General features: G+C 40.8%; 23 protein-coding genes. 14 read left to right on the top strand and 9 right to left on the bottom strand.

The window, feature by feature from the left end:
* The first annotated feature begins 8 nt into the window (after positions 1 to 8).
* The 7 genes from J8L86_RS13865 to J8L86_RS13895 all read left to right on the top strand — a co-directional run bounded on the left by J8L86_RS13865 (position 9) and on the right by J8L86_RS13895 (position 6,302).
* Positions 9 to 968 carry a beta-ketoacyl-ACP synthase III gene (locus J8L86_RS13865; RefSeq protein WP_055024421.1) on the top strand — a complete coding sequence of 320 codons (960 nt, stop codon included), beginning with the start codon at positions 9 to 11 and terminating at the stop codon, positions 966 to 968.
* A 124-nt stretch (positions 969 to 1,092) separates the two neighbouring features.
* Positions 1,093 to 2,019, top strand: coding sequence for an ACP S-malonyltransferase (gene fabD, locus J8L86_RS13870; RefSeq protein WP_211030836.1), 927 nt, complete (start codon positions 1,093 to 1,095; stop codon positions 2,017 to 2,019).
* A gap of 9 nt (positions 2,020 to 2,028) precedes the next feature.
* A complete protein-coding gene (gene fabG, locus J8L86_RS13875; RefSeq protein WP_065108276.1) occupies positions 2,029 to 2,775 on the top strand; it encodes a 3-oxoacyl-ACP reductase FabG in 747 nt (248 codons plus the stop codon).
* Between the two features lie 159 nt (positions 2,776 to 2,934).
* Positions 2,935 to 3,168 carry an acyl carrier protein gene (gene acpP, locus J8L86_RS13880; RefSeq protein WP_011496723.1) on the top strand — a complete coding sequence of 78 codons (234 nt, stop codon included), beginning with the start codon at positions 2,935 to 2,937 and terminating at the stop codon, positions 3,166 to 3,168.
* Between the two features lie 197 nt (positions 3,169 to 3,365).
* Positions 3,366 to 4,610 carry a beta-ketoacyl-ACP synthase II gene (fabF, locus tag J8L86_RS13885; RefSeq protein ID WP_055024424.1) on the top strand — a complete coding sequence of 415 codons (1,245 nt, stop codon included), beginning with the start codon at positions 3,366 to 3,368 and terminating at the stop codon, positions 4,608 to 4,610.
* Positions 4,611 to 4,890: 280 nt separating this feature from the next.
* Positions 4,891 to 5,376, top strand: coding sequence for an acyl-CoA thioesterase (locus J8L86_RS13890; RefSeq protein WP_055024425.1), 486 nt, complete (start codon positions 4,891 to 4,893; stop codon positions 5,374 to 5,376).
* A 53-nt stretch (positions 5,377 to 5,429) separates the two neighbouring features.
* Positions 5,430 to 6,302: an NAD(P)-dependent oxidoreductase gene (locus J8L86_RS13895; RefSeq protein ID WP_065108274.1), complete on the top strand. Its 873-nt coding sequence runs from the start codon at positions 5,430 to 5,432 to the stop codon at positions 6,300 to 6,302.
* Positions 6,303 to 6,434: 132 nt separating this feature from the next.
* Here the strand turns inward: J8L86_RS13895 and J8L86_RS13900 are convergent, their stop codons facing one another.
* Positions 6,435 to 7,943, bottom strand: coding sequence for a methyl-accepting chemotaxis protein (locus J8L86_RS13900; protein ID WP_211030837.1), 1,509 nt, complete (start codon positions 7,941 to 7,943; stop codon positions 6,435 to 6,437).
* A gap of 400 nt (positions 7,944 to 8,343) precedes the next feature.
* Here J8L86_RS13900 and pheS point away from each other — a divergent pair, with 400 nt between their 5' ends.
* The 4 genes from pheS to lpxM all read left to right on the top strand — a co-directional run bounded on the left by pheS (position 8,344) and on the right by lpxM (position 13,164).
* Positions 8,344 to 9,327, top strand: coding sequence for a phenylalanine--tRNA ligase subunit alpha (gene pheS / locus J8L86_RS13905; RefSeq protein ID WP_055024428.1), 984 nt, complete (start codon positions 8,344 to 8,346; stop codon positions 9,325 to 9,327).
* Between the two features lie 15 nt (positions 9,328 to 9,342).
* On the top strand, positions 9,343 to 11,730 hold the full coding sequence (gene pheT / locus J8L86_RS13910) for a phenylalanine--tRNA ligase subunit beta (protein ID WP_211030838.1): 2,388 nt from the start codon (positions 9,343 to 9,345) through the stop codon (positions 11,728 to 11,730).
* 4 nt (positions 11,731 to 11,734) lie between these two features.
* Positions 11,735 to 12,034, top strand: a complete 300-nt coding sequence (gene ihfA, locus J8L86_RS13915; RefSeq protein WP_055024430.1) for an integration host factor subunit alpha — start codon at positions 11,735 to 11,737, stop codon at positions 12,032 to 12,034.
* Between the two features lie 194 nt (positions 12,035 to 12,228).
* On the top strand, positions 12,229 to 13,164 hold the full coding sequence (lpxM, locus tag J8L86_RS13920) for a lauroyl-Kdo(2)-lipid IV(A) myristoyltransferase (RefSeq protein ID WP_080915538.1): 936 nt from the start codon (positions 12,229 to 12,231) through the stop codon (positions 13,162 to 13,164).
* Positions 13,165 to 13,248: 84 nt separating this feature from the next.
* Here the strand turns inward: lpxM and J8L86_RS13925 are convergent, their stop codons facing one another.
* The 6 genes from J8L86_RS13925 to J8L86_RS13950 form a co-directional block, all read right to left on the bottom strand.
* A complete protein-coding gene (locus J8L86_RS13925; RefSeq protein ID WP_065108270.1) occupies positions 13,249 to 14,379 on the bottom strand; it encodes a cupin domain-containing protein in 1,131 nt (376 codons plus the stop codon).
* 71 nt (positions 14,380 to 14,450) lie between these two features.
* A complete protein-coding gene (purB, locus tag J8L86_RS13930) occupies positions 14,451 to 15,821 on the bottom strand; it encodes an adenylosuccinate lyase (RefSeq protein WP_065108269.1) in 1,371 nt (456 codons plus the stop codon).
* Positions 15,822 to 15,861: 40 nt separating this feature from the next.
* Positions 15,862 to 16,482: a high frequency lysogenization protein HflD gene (hflD, locus tag J8L86_RS13935; RefSeq protein ID WP_055024434.1), complete on the bottom strand. Its 621-nt coding sequence runs from the start codon at positions 16,480 to 16,482 to the stop codon at positions 15,862 to 15,864.
* Positions 16,483 to 16,485: 3 nt separating this feature from the next.
* Positions 16,486 to 17,604: a tRNA 2-thiouridine(34) synthase MnmA gene (mnmA, locus tag J8L86_RS13940; RefSeq protein WP_211030839.1), complete on the bottom strand. Its 1,119-nt coding sequence runs from the start codon at positions 17,602 to 17,604 to the stop codon at positions 16,486 to 16,488.
* 140 nt (positions 17,605 to 17,744) lie between these two features.
* Entirely contained in the window at positions 17,745 to 18,224 is a 480-nt protein-coding gene (locus tag J8L86_RS13945) for an NUDIX hydrolase (RefSeq protein WP_065108267.1), read from the bottom strand.
* Between the two features lie 35 nt (positions 18,225 to 18,259).
* A complete protein-coding gene (locus J8L86_RS13950; protein WP_065108266.1) occupies positions 18,260 to 18,907 on the bottom strand; it encodes an rRNA large subunit pseudouridine synthase E in 648 nt (215 codons plus the stop codon).
* 284 nt (positions 18,908 to 19,191) lie between these two features.
* Between J8L86_RS13950 and J8L86_RS13955 the strand changes: the two genes are divergently transcribed.
* Positions 19,192 to 21,417 (top strand): NADP-dependent isocitrate dehydrogenase, encoded by a 2,226-nt coding sequence (locus J8L86_RS13955; protein ID WP_211030840.1) that lies wholly within the window; start codon positions 19,192 to 19,194, stop codon positions 21,415 to 21,417.
* Between the two features lie 247 nt (positions 21,418 to 21,664).
* Here J8L86_RS13955 and cspD read toward each other — a convergent pair whose 3' ends face one another.
* The gene (cspD, locus tag J8L86_RS13960) at positions 21,665 to 21,871 is read right to left on the bottom strand and encodes a cold shock domain-containing protein CspD (protein WP_055024439.1); all 207 of its coding nucleotides are present in this window, start codon (positions 21,869 to 21,871) and stop codon (positions 21,665 to 21,667) included.
* 196 nt (positions 21,872 to 22,067) lie between these two features.
* On the opposite strand from cspD, the gene clpS reads away from it, so the two are divergent.
* Together clpS and clpA are read left to right on the top strand one after the other, a co-directional pair.
* Positions 22,068 to 22,376 (top strand): ATP-dependent Clp protease adapter ClpS, encoded by a 309-nt coding sequence (gene clpS, locus J8L86_RS13965; protein ID WP_055024440.1) that lies wholly within the window; start codon positions 22,068 to 22,070, stop codon positions 22,374 to 22,376.
* Between the two features lie 59 nt (positions 22,377 to 22,435).
* On the top strand, positions 22,436 to 24,694 hold the full coding sequence (gene clpA, locus J8L86_RS13970; RefSeq protein WP_055024441.1) for an ATP-dependent Clp protease ATP-binding subunit ClpA: 2,259 nt from the start codon (positions 22,436 to 22,438) through the stop codon (positions 24,692 to 24,694).
* Between the two features lie 133 nt (positions 24,695 to 24,827).
* On the opposite strand, the gene infA is transcribed toward clpA, so the two are convergent.
* The gene (gene infA, locus J8L86_RS13975; protein ID WP_011496276.1) at positions 24,828 to 25,046 is read right to left on the bottom strand and encodes a translation initiation factor IF-1; all 219 of its coding nucleotides are present in this window, start codon (positions 25,044 to 25,046) and stop codon (positions 24,828 to 24,830) included.
* Between the last annotated feature and the right edge of the window lie 23 nt (positions 25,047 to 25,069).

The following is a 25,069-nucleotide window of genomic DNA, read 5'->3' on the forward strand; positions in this document are numbered from 1 at the left end:
CTCATTATATGCATACAAAAATTCTCGGAACTGGTAGTTATCTACCGGTGCAAGTTCGTAGTAATCACGATCTAGAAAAAATGGTTGAAACTTCAGATCAATGGATTGTGGAGCGTACAGGAATATCTGAACGCCGCATTGCCGCTGAAGATGAAACTGTGACCACGATGGGGTATCAAGCAGCATTACAGGCGTTAGAAATGGCCGGTGTTGAGGCCAGTGAACTTGATATGATTGTTTGTGGTACTACGAGCGCAAGTAATGCTTTTCCTGCTGCCGCATGTGAAATACAAAAATTATTAGGCATTCACACCATTCCTGCTTTTGATATTGCCGCTGCGTGTTCAGGCTTTGTTTATGCATTATCTGTAGCTGATCAGTTTGTTAAAACCGGTGCAGCAAAGAAAGTATTGGTCATAGGTGCTGATGTGTTATCACGTCTGTGTGATCCTGAAGATAGGACCACAGTGATTTTATTTGGTGACGGCGCTGGTGCAGCCGTGATTGGTGCAAGTGAACAACCCGGTATTATTTCAACGCACATATATGCAGATGGCCGTCAGGGCGATTTATTAAAGTGTTCATTCCCACCAAGAGCAGCAGAGTCGTCAGAAGCCGTTAGCTTCATGACAATGAAAGGGAATGATGTATTCAAATTTGCTGTCACTCAGCTATCACATGTTGTAACTGAAACCTTGCGAATTAACAATATCGATAAATCTGAGATTGATTGGTTAGTACCTCATCAAGCTAACTTCAGAATTATCAAAGCAACAGCTAAAAAGTTGGATATGAGTTTAGACAAAGTCGTATTGACCTTAGCAAAGCATGGCAATACTTCTGCTGCATCAGTGCCTATTGCATTGGATGAAGCAGTAAGAGATGGTCGAATTCAACGTGGTCAGCTTATATTACTTGAAGCATTCGGTGGCGGATTTGCTTGGGGTAGTGCATTAGTAAGATTCTAGATTTTTTGTAATATCACCAGTAAGCTACTAGACACTTAAAGACATAGATTTCTGTGTCTTTTTATTTATAGTATTGGTGAAGTTCTATTTCATTTTTCATGAACGAAAAAAGGTAATAATTATAATGGAAAATATGGCTTTCGTTTTTCCTGGACAAGGTTCACAAGCTGTTGGCATGTTAGCTGATCTTGCGGTTGAATTTCCCATTGTCACAGAAACTTTTTCTCAAGCAAGTGCGGTTTTAGGTTACGACTTATGGGCGTTAACACAAGATGGTCCTGCTGAAAAACTTAATGAAACAGATAAAACTCAACCTGCTTTATTAACAGCAAGTGTTGCTATTTGGCGTGCGTATGAAGCAAGTGGTGCAGCTAAGCCTGCATTACTAGCAGGTCACAGTTTGGGTGAGTACTCAGCGCTAGTTTGCGGTGGCGTAATAGCATTTGAAGACGCAGTGAAATTAGTTGAGCTGCGTGGCCAATTAATGCAACAAGCGGTTCCTGCGGGAACAGGGGCAATGTTTGCTGTAATTGGTCTAGATAACGATTCAATTGCAAAAGCCTGTGAAGAGTCTGCCAATGGTGCAGTCGTCAGTCCAGTAAACTATAACAGCCCAGGCCAAGTGGTTATTGCTGGTGAAAAAGAAGCAACTGAAAGAGCTGCAGCAGCATGTAAAGCTGCTGGTGCTAAAATGGCTGTTGCACTACCTGTGAGTGTGCCTTCACATTGTGCGCTTATGAAACCTGCGGCAGAAAAGCTTGCTGCTGCACTTGAAGCTATTACGTTTAATGAGCCAACGATCAATGTTATCAATAACGTTGATGTTGCTGCTCCTACATCAGAGTCAGATATAAAAGATGCGTTAGTACGCCAATTATATTGCCCAGTGCGCTGGAGCGAAACTATTGAGTTTATTGCTTCTCAAGGTGTTACTGAACTTGTTGAAATGGGACCTGGAAAGGTACTAACAGGGTTAACAAAAAGAATAAATAAATCGTTAAAGGGGCAAGCTGTGAATAATGCTGCGTCTTTATCTGCTTTAATCCAATAAGGAAAAGACATGAGCATTAGCATGAATTTAACAGGCAAAGTAGCTTTAGTTACAGGTGCAAGCCGTGGTATTGGCCGCGCTATATCAGAAACTCTGGTTGAAGCTGGCGCTGTAGTTATTGGTACAGCAACAAGTGAGAAAGGTGCTGCAGCAATTCAAGATTACCTTGGTGATAAAGGTCATGGTTTAGTTTTAAACGTCACCGATAGTGAGTCAGTTGCGCAATTATTCACCCAGATCAAAGAAAAAGCCGGTGATGTTGATATTCTGATTAACAATGCGGGTATTACTCGTGATAATTTATTGATGAGAATGAAAGATGATGAGTGGCAAGATATCGTTGACACCAATTTGACTTCACTGTTTAGATTATCTAAACCTGTTATGCGTTCTATGATGAAAAAACGTAATGGCCGCATTATTAATATTGGCTCAGTTGTAGGTACAATGGGCAATGCAGGGCAAGTAAATTACTCTGCGGCAAAAGCTGGATTGATCGGATTTACAAAATCTCTTGCTAGAGAGGTTGCATCTCGTCAAATAACAGTTAATGCTATTGCACCAGGTTTCATTCAAACTGATATGACTGATGAGCTAAATGAAGAGCAACAACAAGCCATTATGTCTCAAGTTCCAATGGAACGTTTAGGACAAGCACAAGAAATTGCTAATGCTGTTTTATTCTTGGCATCTGACTCAGCTGCTTACATAACAGGTGAAACCCTGCATGTAAATGGCGGAATGTACATGGTTTAATCGCCTTTTATGGCAACGACTTTATTGAATCTCGTTTGATATCAAAGTATGATAATTTTCGTGGTTAGACCACGAAAACTAAGCTTGCATTGTCAGCTGGATCGAATAAACTACTCGCAATCTTACGCAAGTGTGTAATTTGAATAGGAAAGAAAACTAATGAGCAACATCGAAGAACGTGTAAAGAAAATCATCATTGAGCAACTTGGCGTTAAAGAAGAAGACGTTAAATCAGCTGCATCATTCGTAGACGATTTAGGTGCAGATTCTCTGGACACTGTTGAATTGGTTATGGCTCTAGAAGAAGAGTTTGACACCGAGATCCCTGATGAAGAAGCTGAAAAGATCACTACTGTTCAAGCAGCGATCGATTACGTTTCAAAGAATCAGTAATCCCAGATTTACAAAAACAGGTGGCATTTATGCCGCCTGTTTTTGTTTCTGAAGTCGATTTTTTTCGACTAGACTTATTTTCAACGCGTTAATCCTTCTGCTCGATTCTTATCTGCCCAATTAACCTTGTTTGTTGGTGATGGATTAACCAATTATCTTTATTTGGCTTATGCCTATTTATTTCAAAGGTGAATACTGTGTCTAAACGTCGTGTCGTGATTACAGGCCTAGGACTAGTTACTCCAGTGGGTAACGATGTTGATACTTCTTGGCAGTCTTTATTAGCGGGTAAAAGTGGTATTGCACCCATAACTAAATTTGATGCATCTGAATACGGAACTCGTTTCAGCGGTTCAGTAAAAGACTTTGACGTCGAACAGTACTTATCACGCAAAGATGCGCGCAAAATGGATTTATTTATCCAATACGGTATGGCTGCTGGTATTCAAGCCATGAACGATGCCGGTTTGGATATGTCACAAGAAAACCCTGCAAGAGTGGGTACCGCGATTGGCGCGGGAATGGGCGGAATGCCATTAATCGAACAAAACCATGCCGCATTATTAAAGTCTGGTCCTCGTAAAGTGTCTCCATTTTTTGTGCCGAGTACCATTATCAATATGATTTCAGGTCACTTATCAATAAAATATGGTATGACAGGCCCGAACTTTGCTGTAACAACAGCTTGTACGACAGGTGTCCACAATATCGGTTTTGCAGCGCGTACAATCGCCTACGGTGATGCAGATGTCATGGTTGCTGGCGGCGCAGAGGATGTGACTTGTCCATTAGCTGTTGCCGGGTTTGGTTCAGCAAAAGCATTATCAACACGCAATGATGACCCAACGGCAGCAAGTCGCCCATGGGATAAAGACCGTGACGGTTTTGTTATTGGTGACGGCGCTGGTGTAATGGTTATGGAAGAATACGAACATGCCAAAGCACGTGGTGCAAAAATCTATGCTGAGTTAGTTGGTTTTGGTATGAGTGGTGATGCATTCCACATGACATCACCTCCAGCTGATGGTGCAGGCGCTGCAGCAGCAATGGAAAATGCCATCAATGATGCGCAAATTGACAATGAAAAAGTGGGCTACATCAATGCCCATGGCACTTCAACTCCTGCTGGAGATAAAGCAGAAGCTGCAGCGGTTAAGTCAGTATTTGGTGAACATGCTTATAATTTATTAGTCAGCTCCACTAAATCTATGACAGGACACTTGCTCGGTGCTGCGGGTTCTGTAGAAGCCATTGTGACCATTCTTGCTTTACGAGATCAAATCGTACCGCCAACCATTAATCTTGATAATCCGGATGAAGGTTGTGATTTAGATTTTGTGCCTCACACTGCTAAAGCGCATCGTTTTGACTATGCATTATGTAATTCATTTGGCTTTGGCGGCACCAACGGTTCGCTTTTATTTAAAAAAGGCGATGCGTAAAGCGTGCAAAGTGAGTGTGTTACTTTAATTAAAAGTGTGAATAAGCAGTAACTCAGGTTACTGCTTTTTTTTGGCCTGCTTTTTACTATAACGACCGTTTTTAAGTTTATTTTACTGATAGGCCTCACTTTCAGAATTAAAATGAAGAATGTTTGATTTATTGCGGTTTAAATTATAATTATTCATTCAATCGAGATATTTATTTAAACTTAGGCGTTTTTAACCACTTCTGATTAGAAATATCGTAAACTGGCGACAGTGCATAAAATTAGGAGGCATAATGGCCGGAGTAGACAGAGAAATTACATTACGATTTTTAGCAGAGCCAGCAGATGTCAATTTTGGCGGCAAAGTTCATGGTGGCGCCGTGATGAAATGGATTGATTTGGCAGCCTATGCAGGCGCAGCAGGTTGGAGCGGTAAATACTGTATTACTGTTTATGCAGGCGGTATCAGGTTCGTAAAACCGATTCATGTGGGTAATATTGTTGAAGTCAGCGCCAAAGTTATTTATACCGGCACATCTTCTATGCATTTAGGTATTGATGTAAAAGCTGGCGATCCTAAAGAACCTGAACGTCACTTAACGACTCATTGTATTGTGATTATGGTTGCAGTAGACGATGACGGTAAACCGACTTCCGTACCTGAATGGATCCCGGAAACTGAGGATGACATTCGGTTACGAGATTCTGCACTAAGATTGATGGACATGCGTAAACGCATTGGTGCAGAAATGGAAGCCCATGTAAAACCAGCGCTTTAAAGGTTACAATCAATACGTTTTCATCTCATAAATAACAATGATAAGGGAAAGGTATGGCAAAGGTCGCTTTTATTGGTTTAGGTGTAATGGGTTATCCAATGGCGGGGCATCTGGTAAAACAGGGGCATCAAGTGACGGTTTATAATCGTACTACGGCCAAAGCAGAGCAATGGACTAAAGATTACAATGGCCAATTAGCGTTGACACCCAAGTTAGCCGCAGAAGATCAAGACATCGTATTTACTTGTGTAGGCAATGACGATGACTTAAAACAAGTTATTCTTGGCGAAAATGGTGTTATTCATGGTATTGCTGATGGCGCTATTTTAGTTGATCACACGACAGCTTCAGCTGATGTTGCTCGAGAGATTTCGGCCATATTAGCAAGTAAAAATATCGAGTTTATGGATGCACCTGTATCTGGCGGTCAAGCTGGCGCTGAGAATGGCGTGTTGACTGTGATGATGGGTGGAAAACAAAACGTATTCGAACAAGTCAAACCTGTTATTGATGCCTACAGTCGTTGTGCTGAGCTTTTAGGTGAAGTCGGGGCCGGTCAATTAACAAAAATGGTTAATCAAATTTGTATTGCGGGTGTGGTTCAGGGCTTAGCTGAAGGATTACATTTTGCTAAAAGTGCAGGGCTTGATGGATTAAAAGTTGTAGAGGTGATCAGCAAAGGCGCTGCGCAAAGCTGGCAAATGGAAAATCGTTACCAAACCATGTGGCAGGGTGAATATGATTTTGGCTTTGCTATTGATTGGATGCGTAAAGATTTAGGCATTGCACTTGCTGAAGGGCGTAAAAATGGCAGCCATTTACCAGTGACTGCATTAGTTGATCAATTCTACTCAGAAGTACAAGCAATGAAAGGTAACCGTTGGGATACCTCAAGTTTGTTAGCAAGACTTGAAAAAAACCGTTAACGGTCATTATTTACGTTTGACATAAAAGCGCGTTAACTGAATTGTTAACGCGCTTGTTCGTTTATGGTGCTTTTTATAAAGCTCTTTTTAATTAAAGGCTTTGTTAAAGGCGCTTTATCAAATTATGAGGTGTTAAACCTTCAAACCTATCATCAACTTATCTAACGCTTCCGCGGTGCGATTAAGTTCATCACAACCAGAAACGGACATATTGGCCGCTTCTTCAACGTTATGAGACTGGTTCCTGATTTCCATCAAGTTTGATGCAATTTCGTTTGCTACTGCTGATTGTTCCTCTGCAGAAGTGGCAATTAACACACTCATTTCAAATACCTTACCACTGTGATGAGCAATACTTGCTAAATCCTCACCTGTTTGAAGTACATGTTTCTTGCCTTCTTCAGCCTGCTCAACGGTGCGAGACATCACTTGAGTCAGGTTTTGTGAGCCAGACTGTAATGCTTCAATCATGGTTTTGATTTCAACTGTTGCAGATTGCGTGCGACCAGCAAGTGTTCTGACTTCATCAGCAACGACAGCAAAGCCTCTTCCTTGCTCTCCGGCTCTTGCTGCTTCAATTGCGGCATTCAGAGCGAGTAGGTTGGTTTGCTCAGAAATAGCATTAATTGTTGTAACAACAGCATCAATCTTACTGGCGTTATCATTTAATACATTAACAGCATCAGATGCGTCAGCAATTTCTGTTGACAATAAATCAATGGCTTGCACCGTTGTGGCAATGTCTTCAGAGCCTGCGGTAACTTGATTATTTGCTTCTTGTGTCTCTGATGACGATTGCTCTGCGTTACGGGCAACTTCTTTTACTGCTGCTGTCATTTCTTCCATCGCAGTCGCTAATGAATCTAAATGTTGACGCTGATTCACTGCAACTGTTTGACCGTCCTCAGCAGTTGCTCTAAACGATTGTACAACTTGCCTTATTTGCTCTGTTGCCTGCGACATTTGTAGGACAAGTTTATGTTGTCTGTCTACTAACGTATCGACACTAATTGCTAATAAACTAAACTCATCAGGTACTTCAAAAAAGTTTAATCGACTACTCAAGTCACCGTCTGCTGCGCGTCTCAATGCCATTACTGTGGTATACAATGCACCACCAATGAAGGTTGAAATATAGTAAGAAAAAAGCAAAATTATGATGATGATTACAGCGGTTAAAGCATAGGCTAAGCTATTATTTTTACCTGCTTTTTCTTCTATATTGCTATGAGGGATTAATGTGGTGATGACAATATCGTGATTATTAATGTTACTCAGCACTTCAAATCCAGCTGCTGTTTCAATAGAGCCACCACCTTGACGCGCCATTTGTTGAGCTTGGTGGCCTAATGATGAAACATTGACAGCGCTACTATTGCCGTTGATATTTGATAAAAAGGTTTGTTTTTGTTCTTCATTAAGCAAGTCTAGTGCGACTTCTACAGCGTGGTTATAATTGTTATTGAGCGCGATAGCTTCATCTATTTCTGCTTCTGCTAACGTCGTTTTAAAACTAGTGGTTAACGCTATCGTAAGTAACAAAATCAGTAAAATTGGCACCATAGCCAAAATGGTGAATTTTGCCTTTATTGTTAGTTTTATTAAAAATTGGTCAATCCATCTAAATTTTACTTCTTTCATGTACGCCTCTACATAATATGACTCGCTACTAATGTATATCGGATCTTGTTCGGTAAACTTTAGTTGGATTATAAATTGCTGACTTTTTGCTCATATTTTATGGTGGAGTCAAGATAGAAGCTGTTGTGAATTGCTTAAGTTTGATGTGAGATTTATGTGTCATTACAATCCATTAAACATATACATGACTTGATGAGCTAAAAGCGTATAAATACTCAATTTTACTGGCTTAAATTGTAATAAATGCTAGTAAAATTAACCTAGCTCACGTAAAATTCCATCTTTTGTTTTAACCCCATGCTCTAAGTGTAAAGCGTGCTTTAACACTAAGACTAATAATGTCGCCTGAACCTTAGGCGCCCTAACGCATTTGATATGCAAGAATGCAGTGGAAGATATAATGCAGCAGTTAACTGAGATCGTAGAACAAGCCTTAGAAGTGATAGGTAAGGCCAGTGATCTAAAGGCATTGGATGATATCCGTGTCGATTACCTTGGTAAGAAAGGTAAAATCACTGACATGATGAAATTAATGGGCAGCTTAAGCCCAGCAGAAAAGCCTGCTTTTGGACAAGCAGTCAACCAAGCTAAACAAGCTGTACAGAAAGAACTTTCTGCACGCATTGAAGGCTTAAAATCTGCGGAATTAGAAGCACAACTTATCGCTGAAAAAATCGATGTGACGTTACCCGGTCGTACAATTGAGATGGGTGGACTTCATCCTGTCACACGTACTATAGAACGTATCGAAACTTTCTTTGGTGAACTTGGTTTCTCAGTTAAGAATGGTCCTGAAATTGAAGATGACTTCCATAACTTCGATGCACTAAATATTTCAGAACATCATCCTGCACGTGCCGATCACGATACCTTTTATTTTAACCCTAAAGTCATGCTACGCACGCAGACTTCAGGTGTTCAAATTCGCACGATGGAACATGAAAAACCACCATTACGTATTATTTCTCCAGGTCGTGTTTATCGTAATGACTACGATCAGACTCATACGCCAATGTTCCACCAAGTTGAAGGCTTGTTAGTGGATGAAAAAGTTAATTTTGCGGAACTTAAAGGCATTTTACATGACTTTTTACGCAACTTTTTCGAGGAAGATTTGCAAGTTCGTTTCCGCCCATCTTACTTCCCGTTCACTGAGCCATCAGCTGAAGTTGATGTAATGGGTAAAAACGGTAAATGGCTAGAAGTATTAGGTTGTGGCATGGTACATCCTAATGTGCTTCGCAGTGTCGGTATCGACCCTGAAAAATACTCTGGTTTTGCTTTTGGTATGGGTGTTGAGCGTTTAACGATGCTGCGTTACGGCGTTAACGACCTACGTGCCTTCTTCGAAAACGATTTACGTTTTCTTAAGCAATTCAAATAACGGAGCAATAAACAGATGAAATTCAGTGAATCTTGGCTTCGTGAATGGGTTAACCCATCAGTAAGCCGTGAAGACTTATCTCACCAAATCACTATGGCAGGTCTTGAAGTAGATGGCGTAGATGCAGTAGCGGGTGAGTTTAGTGGTGTCGTTGTGGGTGAAGTGGTTGAATGTGGCCAACACCCAGATGCAGACAAATTACGTGTAACAAAAATTAACGTAGGTGATGAAGAACTTATCGACATCGTCTGTGGCGCACCTAATTGCCGCTTAGGATTAAAAGTTGCGGTTGCTATGGTAGGCGCAGTGCTTCCTGGCGATTTCAAAATTAAAAAAGCTAAATTACGTGGCCAACCATCATTTGGTATGTTGTGTTCGTACGGTGAATTAGGTATCGACATCGAAAGTGATGGCATTATCGAATTACCAACAGATGCACCTATTGGCAAAGATGTACGTGAATACCTAGATCTTAACGATGCGGTTATTGATGTAGATTTAACGGCTAACCGTGCTGACTGTCTTGGTATGGCAGGTCTTGCTCGTGAAGTTGGTGTATTAAATCGTGAGACTGTGACAGAGCCTACATGGGAAGCTGTGACAGCTACAATCGACGATAAAGTGGCAATTAATGTTATTGCTGATGAAGCATGTCCTCGATACTTAGGTCGTGTGGTTAAGAATGTTAACCTTGCTGCCGCAACCCCATTATGGATGCAAGAAAAATTACGCCGTAGTGGTATTCGCTCAATTGATCCAATCGTTGATATCACCAACTACGTCTTGATTGAGTACGGTCAGCCAATGCATGCGTTTGATTTAGCAACGCTAACTGGTGCGATTCAAGTACGTTTAAGTGATGGTGTAGAAAAGCTGACATTGCTTGATGGCAATGAAGTGACTGTACCTGATGACACTTTAGTTATCGCAGATGACACTGGCTCAATTGCCTTAGCTGGTGTGTTTGGCGGCGAAAAAACAGGTGTGACTGAGAAGACTCAAGATATCTTGTTAGAGTGTGCATTCTTTGCTCCGCTTGCGATCATGGGTAAATCACGCCGCTTAGGGCTACATACCGATGCTTCACATCGTTTTGAGCGTGGTGTTGACCCAGAACTACAACACAAAGTAATGGATCGTGCTACTCGCCTTGTATTAGATATTTGTGGCGGCGAAGCAGGCCCTGTGGAAGAAGCTGTTACAGAAGCAAATTTACCTAAGCCGGTTAACTTAACGCTTCGTCGTAGCAAACTAGATAAGATTTTAGGTCATCATATCCCTGATACTGATGTGACTGAAATCCTTGAACGTTTAGGCTTCACCGTGACTGCCAAAGCAGATACATGGGACGTTGTTACTGCAACTTACCGTTTCGATATGGCGATTGAAGAAGATTTGATTGAAGAAGTTGCGCGGATTTATGGATATAACAATATCCCGAATATTGCGCCTGTTGCTTCGTTAACCATGTCTGATCACAAAGAAGCTGATATTTCATTACGTAAAGTACGTAATGTGCTAGTCGCTCGAGGTTTCCAAGAGGCAGTGACGTATAGCTTTGTTGATCCTAAACAGCAAAACCTTGTTCATCCTGACGCGCCAGCGATGATTCTACCGAACCCTATTTCAGTAGAAATGTCAGCAATGCGTTTATCTATGTTCACTGGACTATTAACGTCAGTAGGCTATAACCAAAGTCGTCAACAAGGTCGAGTGCGTTTATTCGAGACGGGTTTACGCTTTGTACCTGATGCCAAAGCAGATTCTGGTGTTAGACAAGAACCAATGATTGGTGCGGTAATTTCTGGTGTTCAAAATGACGAACATTGGTCTATGGACTCAAAAACTGTCGACTTCTTTGATTTAAAAGGTGATTTAGAATCAATTATCGGCTTGACAGTTTCAACTTCTGAATTTACTTTTAGAAGTGCAACACATTCTGCTCTTCATCCAGGGCAATGTGCTGAAATACTACGAAATAATCAAGTTATTGGTATCATTGGTGCTGTCCATCCTAGTTTGGAAAAGCCTTTTGGACTCAATGGCAAAACAATTATTTTTGAGTTAGAACTGGACGCTTTACTGCATGCCAGTTTGCCGCTAGCCCAGACTGTATCTAAGTTTCCTGCAAATCGACGTGATATTGCTGTTGTTGTTGATGAAGAAGTTTCTGCAACTAATGTTATGAATTTGATAAGAAAAGTTGGCGAAAATCAGTTGGTTGGCTTAAACTTGTTCGACGTATACCGAGGTAAAGGTGTAGAGGCTGGCAAAAAGAGCTTAGCAATCGCACTTACATTACAAGACATTACTCGTACACTTGAAGAAAAAGACATTACTGAAACAGTTGATTCAGTTGTCTCTGCACTTAAGACCGAGTTCAACGCATCGTTGAGGGATTAAAAGTATGGCACTTACCAAAGCCGAAATGGCAGAACATCTTTTTGAAACGCTGGGCATTAACAAACGTGTTGCCAAAGAGATGGTTGAGTCTTTCTTTGAAGAAATTAGAGAAGCTCTTGAAAGTGGTGAGCAGGTCAAGTTATCTGGCTTTGGAAACTTTGATCTGCGCGATAAGAATCAAAGACCGGGAAGGAACCCAAAAACTGGTGAAGATATTCCGATTTCAGCCCGTCGTGTTGTGACTTTCCGTCCAGGACAAAAGCTGAAAACTCGAGTAGAAGAATCTAACTCGGCTAAGAAATAATTTCGCTTTCGTTGTAAAAGCCACTCTGAAGAGTGGCTTTTTTGTTTGTATATTTAGCAAAACATCAACGATTGTCGTGAATGGCGTTAAAATGTGTGCCGTTGGAATCATATAATTGGTATTATATGACGTTGAAACATTCCTTTTGTTTATATCGTTTTTTGTTCGTGTTGTTGTAATCTCTGAGGTTTCTTTTGGCTAGACAAGCAAAACATTTCGATCGTCGGTTCACTCTTTCCTTACTTCACCCAAGATATTGGGGCTCATGGTTAGCAATTGCTGTTTTATTTATTTTTGGCATCTTACCTGCCAGAGTACGTGATCCCATTTCTCGTTTACTGGCAAAGTTAGTGATGCGAATTGCTAAAAAACCTATTCAAGTTGCACGGATTAATATTCAAACGTGTTTTCCTGAAAAGTCTGCTGATGAAGTTGAGTCGCTAATTAAAGCAAACGTGGATATGTTTGTTTTAGCCTTGTTGTCACAAGCTGAGCTTTTGATTAGGTCGAATGAGCATATTAAACGTCGAGTGACGATAGCGGGTTATGAACATGTGCAAGCTGCGAGGGACGCGGGCCAACCCATTATCTTTATTATGCCTCATGTTTGGCCGATTGATTATGCTGGGATCAGGTTAAATTTAGCATTACCAATGGTAACCATGGCGAAAGCCCACCGAAACGGTTTGTTTAACTGGTTTAGTAATCGCCTACGTAGTAGTCAAAAAGGGCGGGTTTACATGCGAGAAGCGGGTATACGCGCGTTAATCAGTGAATTACGTCAAGATAACAGTTTCTTTTACTTACCAGATGAAGATTTAGGACCCGAACAAAGTGTTTTTGCGCCTTTACTTGGAACGGAGAAAGCTACTTTGCCAGTGGTTGGCCGTCTTGCACAGGCGGGTAAGGCGAGGGTTATTCCTGTAAAGATTGGCTATGACACCGAGAAATATCAATTCAACTTAACATTAATGCCTGCAGTTGATGAGCAAGATATGGTGGGCAAGGATAATGAGGCCATCGCGCTTAATAAGATGGTGGAGCAAGTCATTATTGCTTACCCTGAGCAATACATGTGGTTTTTGAAGTTTTTAAAAACAAGGCCAAATGGTCAGTCTGAATTGTATTAGCAGTAACAATCGCTATTATACAATAGGCGCTTAACCCAATGGGTAAGCGCCTTTTTTGTATTAATACTTCAAGACCTTTACACGCTATTCAGCGAAGTATAACCAACCTTGATTTACACATAATGTGAGTATTGTGATGACTGCGGGTAAATCTTTCCAGTTCAGTAAAACTGACTGACAGATGAGATGCTCGTTACTGACGATATCGATAATCTCACTCTCTATATTGTCAACGTTTACAGCTTCACCATTGATATAGATTTGTGCTTGTTTATCGTTTTCTAGTGACAGAATTTTGAGTCCGCCGACGCGTTGTAAGCTTGCACCGTCTTCAATGGCTTCAATCACATCTGCTGAACTAATCGCTTGTTCAAATGGGTTAATGTCTAGCTCAAAACGGCTTTGGCTTAACATTTTCCCAAGCATTGTTTGATATTGGTTTGGATCGTTTGCCAGTTGGGCTAATAAATCCATAATCCCTTGTTGTTGTACTTGGCTTACTTGGCCTTTATTTGCGACTTCTTCATTCGAAGTAAAACGGTGTTGGCCACAATTATTGTCAATCAATGCATCAGCTAATTCTGTTAACAGTTCTTGTTGGCTTGGTGCTCTAAAACCGATTGAGTAACTCAATGCCAGTGACAATGTTTCGCCGCAGTGGGGAAAACCAGGTGGAATGTAAAGGATGTCACCTTTAGTTAAAACCACATCGATAATTGGCTCAAAGTCATCAACTAATGGGCTATTTATATCGCCGCCACGTTGTTTATGGTCGCCTCTATCACCGACTTTCCAGCGACGTTCGCCTTCGCCTTGAATAATGAATACATCATAATTATCGATATGAGGTCCTACACCGCCTTTAGGTGTTGCAAAAGACACCATCAAATCATCAAAGCGCCAATCTGGTAAAAACCGGAATGCTTCAACAAAAGCTTGTGACTCAGGATACCAATGGTTAACTGCTTGTACTAATAATTGCCATCCGTCTTCGCCGTATTCGTCATAATCCTCAAAGGGACCTTGTATGACATTCCAACCATCCGATTTCGTTTGGACAATACGAGAAGAAATATCTTCTTCCATTGCCAAGCCTGCTAATTCATCGGCAGAAATCGGATCTTCAAAGGCATTAAAAGCATTTTTAATGACAATAGGCTTTTTTTGCCAAGTGTCTTTGACAAACGCCGCAGTATCAAAATTTAATGTATACATAGTCAATAAAAAGGCGACAGCTCTGCTGAGATGTCGCCATTCCTTAATTTAAACAGATAGCTGTTTATAAATTACTTTAACTCATCAACAAACGCTTCAGCGCGGCCGATGTAGTTAGCTGGTGTCATTGTTTTAAGTTCAGCTTTAACACTGTCAGGCAGCGCTAAACCATCAATGAATGTAGCAAGTTGTTCGCCATCAATACGCTTACCACGTGTTAACTCTTTTAATTTTTCATATGGCTTTTCGATACCGTAACGACGCATCACAGTTTGTACCGGTTCAGCCAGTACTTCCCAGTTCTTGTCTAATTCGGCACGTAAGTTTTCTTCATTCACTTCAAGCTTACTGATCCCTTTCATTGTTGCTTGATAAGCAATTAATGAATGAGCCATACCGACACCAAGGTTACGCAATACGGTTGAGTCTGTTAAGTCACGCTGCCATCTTGAAACAGGTAACTTAGCAGCAAGATGTTGCATAAGTGCGTTAGCAATACCAAGGTTACCCTCTGAGTTTTCAAAATCGATAGGGTTAACTTTATGTGGCATCGTAGAAGAACCAATTTCGCCAGCAATAGTACGTTGCTTAAAGTGACCTAATGCAATGTAGCCCCAGATATCACGATCGAAATCGATAAGAATAGTATTGAAACGAGCAACAGCATCAAATAGTTCAGCAATGTAATCATGCGGTTCGATTTGAGTGGTGTATGGGTTCCAGTTAATACCAAGGCTTGTTACAAAGCGTTGTGACAATTCATGCCAGTTAACTTCAGGGTAAGCAGAGATGTGTGCGTTGTAGTTACCAACTGCACCATTGATTTTCCCCATGATTTCAACAGCGTTGATTTGGTTAAGTTGGCGTTCTAAACGAACTGCCACGTTTGCCATTTCTTTACCTAATGTAGAAGGTGATGCTGGTTGACCGTGTGTACGTGACATTAACGGTACAGATTTGTTTTCTGCCGCTAATTTTTTGATTGCATCAACAATTTCAAGACACTGAGGTGCTAATACTAAATCACGTGCTTCTTTAAGCATTAACGCATGAGATAGATTGTTAATGTCTTCAGAAGTACAAGCGAAGTGAACAAATTCGTCAATTGCAACTAACTCAGCGTTGTCTGCAATTTTTTCTTTAATGAAATATTCAACCGCTTTAACGTCGTGGTTGGTGGTTCTTTCAATTGTTTTAACGCGTAACGCGTCTTCTTCGCTGAAGTTATCCTTGATGCTATCCAGTAAAGTTAATGCTTCTTCGCTGAATGGCGGAACTTCTTCAATCTCTGGGCAACTAGAAAGTAGTTTTAACCAGTTAATTTCAACTTGAACACGGTATTTAGTTAAACCGAATTCGCTGAAAATGCCTCTTAAAGAGGTGGTTTTGCTACCATAACGACCGTCTATCGGAGAGATAGCAGTCAGTGCAGAAAGATCCATTTGAAGCTCCTTGATGAACTTTTGTTGTAGGGTGATACGATTAATTATTTTTACGGCTACTAATAGCAGTATCCACAATGGCTTTACGAGCAAAAACGAGGTGGCGACGTTTGCCTCCGAGTTGGCGCCATAAAACTGCACTACGCATAGCTGATAAAAGTAAAGCACGGATTTTTTGTTGTACTTGCGGTTGTTGCAAGCAAGCTGGATTACCAGAAATTTGTAATTTGGGGCCAAGCTCACTGATCACATCGCTGTATATGCTCGCTAAACTCGCAATGATTTGTTCATCGGTAATGGCGAAGTGATGTAATTGACGATGCACTTGGTTGATACGTTCGGCTAACATACCTAACCCATTTGCTGAGCGCGCGAGCTTACGTTCTAATGCGAGCATCCCAACCAGGTAACGAGTGGTTTCAACATCTTTGCTGTTGCCATCACCTAACTGATTCTCAATCAGTTGGTACCCTTTATTGAGTGCTTGTTTATCTTGATAAATTTCTGAAACAGAATCTGGGTCAGTCACCATAATGGTGTTCAGACTCGCAGCAAGAGCTGTTTCGTCTGAATCGCCATGACGCGCGAGATGTTGAACTTGAGCAATCGCTTGTAAAATACCTGCAAACGCCATAGTGCGTTCAAATAATACTTGGCTCACGCTCTATCCTCTAATTAGTGTATCGATAATACCGCCGCCTAAGCAGACTTCACCATCATAAAAAACAGCAGACTGACCAGGTGTCACAGCAGCTACTGGCTCATCAAATATCACGCTAATTTTGTCATCACCTTCAGTCGTCACGGTGCAGTTAACATCTTGCTGACGGTAACGTGTTTTCACGGTAATCTTAGCGGGTGAACATGGGCCTTTGCGGTCAACCCAATGAAGTTGACTTACTGTCATGCCATTTGACATCAGGCGAGGGTGGTTTCCACCTTGGCCGACAATCAAAACATTACGCAATAAGTCTTTTTCAACGACGTACCAAGGATCATCATTACTGTTTTTCATGCCACCAATGCCAAGCCCTTTACGTTGACCTAGTGTGTGGTACATCAAACCTTGGTGGGTTCCGATGACTTCGCCTTCAGCGGTTTCAATATCACCAGGTTGCGCTGGTAAATATGTACCTAAAAAGTCAGTGAACTTTCTTTCACCGATAAAACAGATACCTGTACTGTCTTTTTTATCATGGGTAATTAAGCCCATTTCTTTGGCGATATCACGTACTTGATATTTTTCTAGTTCGCCGACGGGAAATAAACTTTTAGCGACCTGTTGGTCACTTAAGGTATACAAGAAGTAGCTTTGATCTTTGTTGTTATCAATACCACGTAGCATTTGAGTGGTACCGTCTTCGTTGTCGCGGCGGCGGACATAATGGCCCATCGCAATAAAGTCAGCATCTAAAATTTCATCTGCAAATTCTAAAAATGCTTTAAATTTGATTTCTTTGTTGCACATAATATCTGGGTTAGGAGTACGACCTGCTTTATATTCAGCAAGAAAGTGCTCAAATACATTGTCCCAGTATTCAGAGGCGAAGTTAACTGTGTGAAGCTCAATGCCTAGCTTGTCACATACTGCCTGCGCATCTTTTAAATCTTCAGCTGCAAGACAATATTCATCCGTGTCATCTTCTTCCCAGTTCTTCATAAACAATCCCTCAACCTGATATCCTTGCTGTTGGAGCAAGTATGCAGAAACTGAAGAATCTACACCGCCGGACATGCCTACGATGACTTTTTTACCATTTGAATCGGGATTGATTGATGTCATAAAACCTAAAAACCAGTGAAATTACGGATACAAGAGATGAACATGTGGTCGAGTCGAGTGCTTTTCAAGTCAACAAACCCAGTCTTTATTCGTAGATAAATACCTTACGAAAATCTCTAAATTGTGCGGCGCATATTCTATCATGCATTATTGTTGTCGGCTATCACCTGTAAGTCACTATTAATCAGTGATAATGGGCTGTGAGCTTTATGTAAAAAGTCATCTATGGATTTAATGACTAACGGGCTGCGAAGGACCGCTTTACGTTGTTTAATTTCATCTAAAGTTAACCAGTGACACGCGATAATGTCGTTGTCTAGTGGTATGCATTGGTCGTTATCTTGCCATTCAGCTGCAAAAGTAAAACGCACAAAAGCTAATTCTTCACTGGCACTATATTGATAAATGCTTATAAGGCCAGTTAATGTAACATCCAGCCCAGTTTCTTCTCTAACTTCTCTTCTACAGGCCTGCTCGAGTGTTTCATGGGCTTCAATATGGCCAGCGGGTTGATTTAGACGTAGTTGGTTATCAATGAGTTCTTCAACGAATAAAAATTTTCCCTGACTATGGATTACGCAGGCGACAGTCGTATTAGGCTTATAGCGAAGTGTTGACATGGTGTCGTCCTCTCATCATTTTTATTATTAATGTGTTACTGCTTAATGGTTTTATAAGCACCATTAGGCAAGTCATCTAAACTCCATTGACCTATTTTATAGCGAATTAATCTTAGAGTGGGGTGGCCAACATGAGCGGTCATTCTTCTAACTTGACGATTGCGGCCTTCACAAATTTGTATTTCTAACCATGTAGTGGGGATCGACTTTCTTTCCCTAACTGGCGGAACTCGTTCCCAAACTGTGGGCTCTTCAATCACCTTAACGTTCGCTGGTAATGTCATTCCATCTTTTAATTCAACACCTTGCTGTAGTGCAGTAATTGAGAGTTCGCTAGGTTCACCCTCAACTTGCACCCAATATGTCTTGAAAGTCTTTTTATTCGGTTGTGTTAATTTTGCCTGTAATTTACCGTCATTGGTCAGCAGTAATAATCCTTCGCTGTCTCTATCTAATCTGCCAGCGGCATAGACATCTTTTACCGGAATAAAATCTTTTAAAGTTTGTCTTCCTGATTCATCAGTAAATTGACATAGAACATCAAAAGGTTTGTTAAATAACACTATTATCGGATTTTCAACAGGTTTACTTACCGTGCGCTTAGTCGGCTTACGGTGTTTTTTATTTACTTTGGAAAATGCAGGTTTAGTGCTAAAACGTTTGGGTTTGTCATTTGCTGACATACATAAGCCTATTTAGGATGAAATTGATTCATTTTGTATAGTTTACTTGGCATTGGGCCTTAGTGGAATTTGAATCTTACAGATAATGGTCTATGATGTTGGCCTAAAAAATGTGATCTGTGCCCGTTTTTACACAAGCAGCCACACATTATTTTTCTAATTTCATAGGGATTTGTGCCATATACAACTGACATCGGCTTATAGATTGATGCAGTTGAAAGGTAGATAGTTATTACAATAATAAAATTATAAAAACTTTTTATTTCAATAATGTAGGAAAAAGCATGAAAGATAATTCTCCAACGATCATTTATACTGAAACTGATGAAGCACCCGCTTTAGCGACGCTTTCATTACTCCCAATCATCCGTACATTTACCAATGCTGCTGGTGTTAAAGTAGAAACCCGAGATATATCTTTATCAGGCCGTGTTATCGCCAACTTTCCTGAAAAGTTAACAGCAGAACAGAAAATTTCTGATGCGTTAACAGAGCTTGGTGTGATGGCGGGGACGCCTGAAGCAAATATTATCAAATTACCGAATATCAGTGCCTCAATTCCACAACTAAAAGCCTGTATCGCTGAGCTACAAGCCAAAGGTTATGATATTCCAAACTATCCAGATGAGCCTACGACAGATGCTGAACGTGAAGTTCAAAGCCGTTATGACAAAATTAAGGGCAGTGCAGTAAACCCTGTTTTACGTGAAGGTAACTCTGATCGTCGTGCGCCAGGCTCAGTAAAAAATTATGCTAAGAAAAACCCGCATTCAATGGGTAAATGGGAAAGTAATTCAGCTTCTCACGTTGCTCACATGCAAGAAGGTGACTTTTACGGTAGCGAGCAATCTGTCACCGTTGCCGAAGCAGATAAAGTTAGCATTGTATTAACTAAAGCTGATGGTCAAGATGTTGTGCTTAAGCAGGACTTGCCTTTACAAGCCGGTGAAGTCATCGACACTGCTGTGATGAGTAACAAAGCGCTTGTTGCTTTCTACGAACGTGAAATTGAAGCTGCTAAGTCAGAAGATGTTTTATTATCACTGCATTTAAAAGCAACCATGATGAAAGTATCAGACCCAATTCTATTTGGTCATGCAGTTAAAGTGTTCTTTAAAGATGTGTTCACTAAACACCAAGCATTGTTTGATGAACTCGGTGTTGATGTTAACAATGGCTTTGGTGATGTCTACGCAAAAATTGCAACATTACCAGAAGCAAAACGCGCTGAAGTAGAAGCTGATATTGCAGCTGTTTACGCAAAGCGTCCTGCACTTGCTATGGTTGATTCTGATAAAGGAATCACTAACTTACATGTTCCTAGTGACATCATTATTGATGCATCAATGCCAGCTGCTATTCGTTCATCAGGAAAAATGTGGGGCCCTGATGGTCAGTTGAAAGACACTAAGGCTATGATCCCAGATCGTTGTTATGCCGGTGTTTACCAAGAAACAATTGCATTCTGTAAAGCCAATGGTGCGTTCAATCCAACAACAATGGGCAGTGTGCCAAATGTTGGTTTGATGGCGCAAAAAGCTGAAGAATACGGCAGCCATGATAAAACATTTGAAATTGAGACTGCTGGTTTAGTGAAAGTTATCGACAGTAATGGCAATGTATTAATGAGCCATAATGTTGAAACTGGCGATATTTTCAGAATGTGCCAAGTTAAAGATGCACCAATCCGTGATTGGGTAAAACTTGCTGTAAATCGTTCACGTTTAAGTAATACACCTGCAATTTTCTGGTTAGACAGTAACCGTGCGCACGATGCGCAGTTAATCGCTAAGGTTGAGCGTTACTTAAAAGATCACGATACAGACGGATTAGATTTACAAATTCTAGCGCCTGTAGCTGCAACCCGTGCGACACTCGCACGTGTACATGAAGGTTTAGATACCATTTCAGTAACGGGTAACGTTTTACGAGATTACTTAACTGACTTGTTCCCAATTCTTGAGCTGGGTACCAGTGCGAAAATGCTATCTATCGTGCCACTAATGAATGGCGGTGGTTTATTCGAGACAGGTGCGGGTGGTAGTGCGCCTAAGCATGTTCAACAAGTTGAGAAAGAAGGTCACTTACGTTGGGATTCATTAGGTGAGTTCCTTGCGTTAGCGGCATCGCTTGAGCATTTAAGCCAAACACAAAATAACCCGAAAGCACAAGTATTAGCCGATACGCTTGATGCTGCCATTGGTCAGTTCTTAGATAGCAACAAGTCTCCTTCACGTCGTGTCGGTGAGCTTGATAACCGTGGTAGTCATTTCTATTTAGCGATGTACTGGGCTCAAGCATTAGCGGCTCAAGCGAAAGATGCTGATTTAGCCTCTGAATTTAGCGCGCTTGCTGAATCATTAACGACTAATGAAGCTGCAATTGTTGCTGAATTAAATGACTCGCAAGGCCCAGCGGTTGATTTAGGCGGTTATTTCCGTTTAGACGCTGTTAAAGCTGAGAAAGCGATGCGTCCTAGCCAATTGCTTAATTCATTTATTACAGGCTAAGCGATAATCGGTTTAAAAGAGCGATTAATTAAAAAGCAGAGATGAACGTCTCTGCTTTTTTTATCTCTGCAGCTTTATACCTGAGCTAAAATCTAAGATGGACAAAGTAAAAGTTGAGGCTAAGTTGAAGGTGATGGGGTCGTTTTTGTTTGATTTATAAGCAAACGATAAATTATTTACATTATTTATGTGAAATAAAAAAGGCAGAGATTAAAATCTCTGCCTTTTTGTTTTATAGTTTCAACGACTATTTAGTCGGTGAAATGGCTGAAGCATGCATCCCTTTAGGGCCCTGCTCAGTTTCGAAATCTACAGGTTGGCCCGCTTTAAGCGTTCTATAACCTTCCATTTCGATTGTTGAATAATGTGCAAATACATCTTCGCCACCCTGATCTGGGCAAATAAACCCGAATCCTTTGGCGTTGTTGAACCATTTAACAGTTCCGCTTGCCATACTTCCACTTCCTTCTGTTGTCTACTTACCAGTAAGATAGTAAAACTTATTTTAATCAGCGGTCTTTTATTGCCGCCTCAGAACAGAATGAAATTTGTACGAAAAGATGTCAAGTAAAAATTAACAAAATGACAACATTTAATTAATTTAATAATATCAATTGGTCTTGTACCAAACTAGAGGCTAGTATTAACACATGGGTAGATTAGGCAGCGTAGAGCACACAGAAGAGCGTGTTGAATCGGAGCTACAACCACCTTCAATGTATAAAGTCGTGTTAAATAACGATGATTACACTCCGATGGATTTCGTGATTGAAGTGCTACAACGTTTTTTTAATAAGGATGAACAACAGGCCACGGACATTATGTTGGCTATCCATCACCAAGGTAAGGGAATATGTGGTGTTTATTCGTTTGGCATTGCTGAAACGAAAGTGTTACAAGTAAATCAATTTGCCAGAGAAAACCAACATCCGTTACTGTGTACATTAGAAGCCGCATAGTGAACAGTTGTTTCTCCATCGGTAACTCTGCAGTTTATGAGTATTTTTAGGGGGTGCTTATGCTAAACAAAGATCTTGAAGTCACCTTGAACCTAGCGTTTCAACAAGCTAGAGATTCACGTCATGAATATATGACGGTAGAACATTTATTATTAGCATTAATCAATAATCCATCGGCCAAAGAAGCACTACTGGCTTGTGGCGCTGATATTACTCGTCTTCACGAGGAAGTATCTAACTTCATTCAACAAACAACCCCGTTAATCGCTGAAAGCACTGAAGAGCGAGAAACTCAACCAACATTAGGATTCCAACGTGTTCTGCAACGCGCAGTGTTTCATGTGCAGTCCTCAGGTCGCAATGAAGTCACTGGCGCAAATGTGCTGGTGGCAATTTTTAGCGAGCAAGAATCACAAGCTGTTTACTTATTACGTCGCTGTGAAATTACCCGCTTAGATGTGGTCAATTTTATCTCACATGGTTTACCTAAAGATGATGATAATCAGGAAATGAATAACCCTGAAGCATCAGAAGAAGGAACTGAACAAGCTGAAGACAGAAGTTTATTATCGCAGTTTGCAACCGATTTAAATCAAATGTCTAAGGATGGTGTGATTGACCCACTCATTGGCCGTGATGATGAAGTTGAACGTGCAATTCAAACCTTATGTCGTCGACGTAAAAACAATCCACTACTTGTTGGTGAAGCAGGTGTGGGTAAAACGGCTATTGCTGAAGGGTTAGCTTATCGAATCGTTAATGAGCAAGTCCCCGATGTGATTAAAGATGCAACCGTGTATTCGTTAGATTTAGGTTCATTACTTGCCGGCACAAAATACCGTGGTGATTTTGAGAAACGCTTTAAAGGCTTGCTTAAAGAACTGGGTAAAAATGAACATGCGATTCTGTTTATTGATGAAATCCATACCATCATTGGAGCAGGTGCCGCTTCAGGTGGCGTAATGGATGCGTCTAACTTGCTTAAACCGTTATTATCTAACGGGACATTACGTTGTATGGGCTCAACGACTTTCCAAGAATATCAAAGCATTTTTGAAAAAGACCGAGCGTTAGCAAGACGTTTCCAAAAAATCGATATCAATGAGCCGTCAGTGGCTGAAACCACTAAAATCTTATTGGGGCTTAAATCTAAGTATGAGGAGCACCATGGTGTTCGTTATACTCAAGCGGCAATCAGTTCTGCAGCGAGTTTATCAGCGAAGCACATTAATGATCGTCACTTACCAGACAAAGCCATTGATGTGATTGATGAAGCGGGTGCGAGAATGGTGATGTTACCGCAAAGCAAACGTAAGAAAACCATTGGTCAACCTGAAATTGAAGCGATCATCGCTAAAATTGCGCGCATACCTGAGAAGTCCGTATCATCAACTGACAAGGATTTACTCAAAAACCTAGAGCGTAACCTTAAGATGTTAGTGTTTGGTCAAGACAAAGCCATTGAGGGGCTGAGTTCTGCTATTCGATTATCTCGAAGTGGTTTAGGTGCGGAGAAAAAGCCGGTTGGTAGTTTCTTATTTGCAGGTCCTACTGGTGTTGGTAAAACCGAAGTTACCAATCAATTAGCCGCATGTTTAAATATGAAGCTGATTCGCTTTGATATGTCTGAATATATGGAGCGTCATACTGTATCTCGTTTAATCGGCTCGCCTCCTGGTTATGTTGGTTACGAGCAAGGTGGTCTATTAACTGACGCCGTCATTAAAAACCCGCATTGCGTTGTATTGTTGGATGAAATTGAAAAAGCGCACCCTGATGTTTATAACTTGCTATTGCAAGTGATGGATCATGGTACGTTAACTGACAATAACGGCCGTAAAGCAGACTTTAGAAATGTCACCTTAGTGATGACCACCAATGCTGGTGTCCAAGAGTCTATTCGTACTTCGATTGGCTTTAAACAGCAAGACAATAGCTTAAATGCGATGTCAGAAATCAATAAAGTCTTCTCACCGGAGTTCCGTAACCGTTTAGATTCAATTATTTGGTTTAATCATTTAGATATGACGATAATTGCCAAGGTCGTTGATAAGTTCTTAATTGAGTTACAAGCTCAATTGGATGAAAAACGCGTTACTCTAGAGGTCACTGATGAAGCTCGTACTTTACTGGCTGAAAAAGGCTACGATAAGAATATGGGCGCAAGACCAATGGGTCGCGTTGTCACTGAGCTAATCAAGCGACCATTAGCTGATGAAATACTCTTCGGTAAGTTAGAGGCTGGCGGTATTGCCAAAGTCGACGCTAAAGATAATGAAATTGTTATTAGCTGTGAATGCGAAGAAAAAGTGTCATAACTTAATCGTGTTGATTCTGGTAATAAAAATGGCTATCTGAAAACAGATAGCCATTTTTGTTTGCATCAACGTTAATCATTAGCCAACAAAAAACCCGACAATCAAGCCGGGTTTTTAAATAGATGAGGCAGAATTAACGTGCGCGGAAGACGATACGACCTTTACTTAAATCGTAAGGAGTCAATTGAACCGTGACTTTATCACCCGTTAAAATACGGATGTAGTTTTTGCGCATCTTGCCAGAAATGTGTGCAATCACGACATGACCATTTTCAAGTTCTACGCGGAACATTGTATTTGGCAAGGTCTCAAGGATTGTGCCCTGCATTTCAATGTTGTCTTCTTTCGCCATTAATTGGTTACCTTTATGCCTTC

The sequence above is a fragment of the Shewanella sp. MMG014 genome (assembly GCF_018100775.1).
Classification (GTDB): Bacteria; Pseudomonadota; Gammaproteobacteria; order Enterobacterales; family Shewanellaceae; genus Shewanella; species Shewanella japonica.

Coding starts and splice junctions, on each gene's coding strand:
- J8L86_RS13865 (WP_055024421.1), top strand. CDS start 9: ATGCATACAAAAATTCTCGGAACTGGTAGTTATCTACCGGTGCAAGTT.
- fabD (WP_211030836.1), top strand. CDS start 1,093: ATGGAAAATATGGCTTTCGTTTTTCCTGGACAAGGTTCACAAGCTGTT.
- fabG (WP_065108276.1), top strand. CDS start 2,029: ATGAGCATTAGCATGAATTTAACAGGCAAAGTAGCTTTAGTTACAGGT.
- acpP (WP_011496723.1), top strand. CDS start 2,935: ATGAGCAACATCGAAGAACGTGTAAAGAAAATCATCATTGAGCAACTT.
- J8L86_RS13890 (WP_055024425.1), top strand. CDS start 4,891: ATGGCCGGAGTAGACAGAGAAATTACATTACGATTTTTAGCAGAGCCA.
- J8L86_RS13895 (WP_065108274.1), top strand. CDS start 5,430: ATGGCAAAGGTCGCTTTTATTGGTTTAGGTGTAATGGGTTATCCAATG.
- J8L86_RS13900 (WP_211030837.1), bottom strand. CDS start 7,943: ATGAAAGAAGTAAAATTTAGATGGATTGACCAATTTTTAATAAAACTA.
- pheS (WP_055024428.1), top strand. CDS start 8,344: ATGCAGCAGTTAACTGAGATCGTAGAACAAGCCTTAGAAGTGATAGGT.
- pheT (WP_211030838.1), top strand. CDS start 9,343: ATGAAATTCAGTGAATCTTGGCTTCGTGAATGGGTTAACCCATCAGTA.
- ihfA (WP_055024430.1), top strand. CDS start 11,735: ATGGCACTTACCAAAGCCGAAATGGCAGAACATCTTTTTGAAACGCTG.
- J8L86_RS13925 (WP_065108270.1), bottom strand. CDS start 14,379: ATGTATACATTAAATTTTGATACTGCGGCGTTTGTCAAAGACACTTGG.
- purB (WP_065108269.1), bottom strand. CDS start 15,821: ATGGATCTTTCTGCACTGACTGCTATCTCTCCGATAGACGGTCGTTAT.
- mnmA (WP_211030839.1), bottom strand. CDS start 17,604: ATGACATCAATCAATCCCGATTCAAATGGTAAAAAAGTCATCGTAGGC.
- J8L86_RS13945 (WP_065108267.1), bottom strand. CDS start 18,224: ATGTCAACACTTCGCTATAAGCCTAATACGACTGTCGCCTGCGTAATC.
- J8L86_RS13950 (WP_065108266.1), bottom strand. CDS start 18,907: ATGTCAGCAAATGACAAACCCAAACGTTTTAGCACTAAACCTGCATTT.
- J8L86_RS13955 (WP_211030840.1), top strand. CDS start 19,192: ATGAAAGATAATTCTCCAACGATCATTTATACTGAAACTGATGAAGCA.
- cspD (WP_055024439.1), bottom strand. CDS start 21,871: ATGGCAAGCGGAACTGTTAAATGGTTCAACAACGCCAAAGGATTCGGG.
- clpS (WP_055024440.1), top strand. CDS start 22,068: ATGGGTAGATTAGGCAGCGTAGAGCACACAGAAGAGCGTGTTGAATCG.
- clpA (WP_055024441.1), top strand. CDS start 22,436: ATGCTAAACAAAGATCTTGAAGTCACCTTGAACCTAGCGTTTCAACAA.
- infA (WP_011496276.1), bottom strand. CDS start 25,046: ATGGCGAAAGAAGACAACATTGAAATGCAGGGCACAATCCTTGAGACC.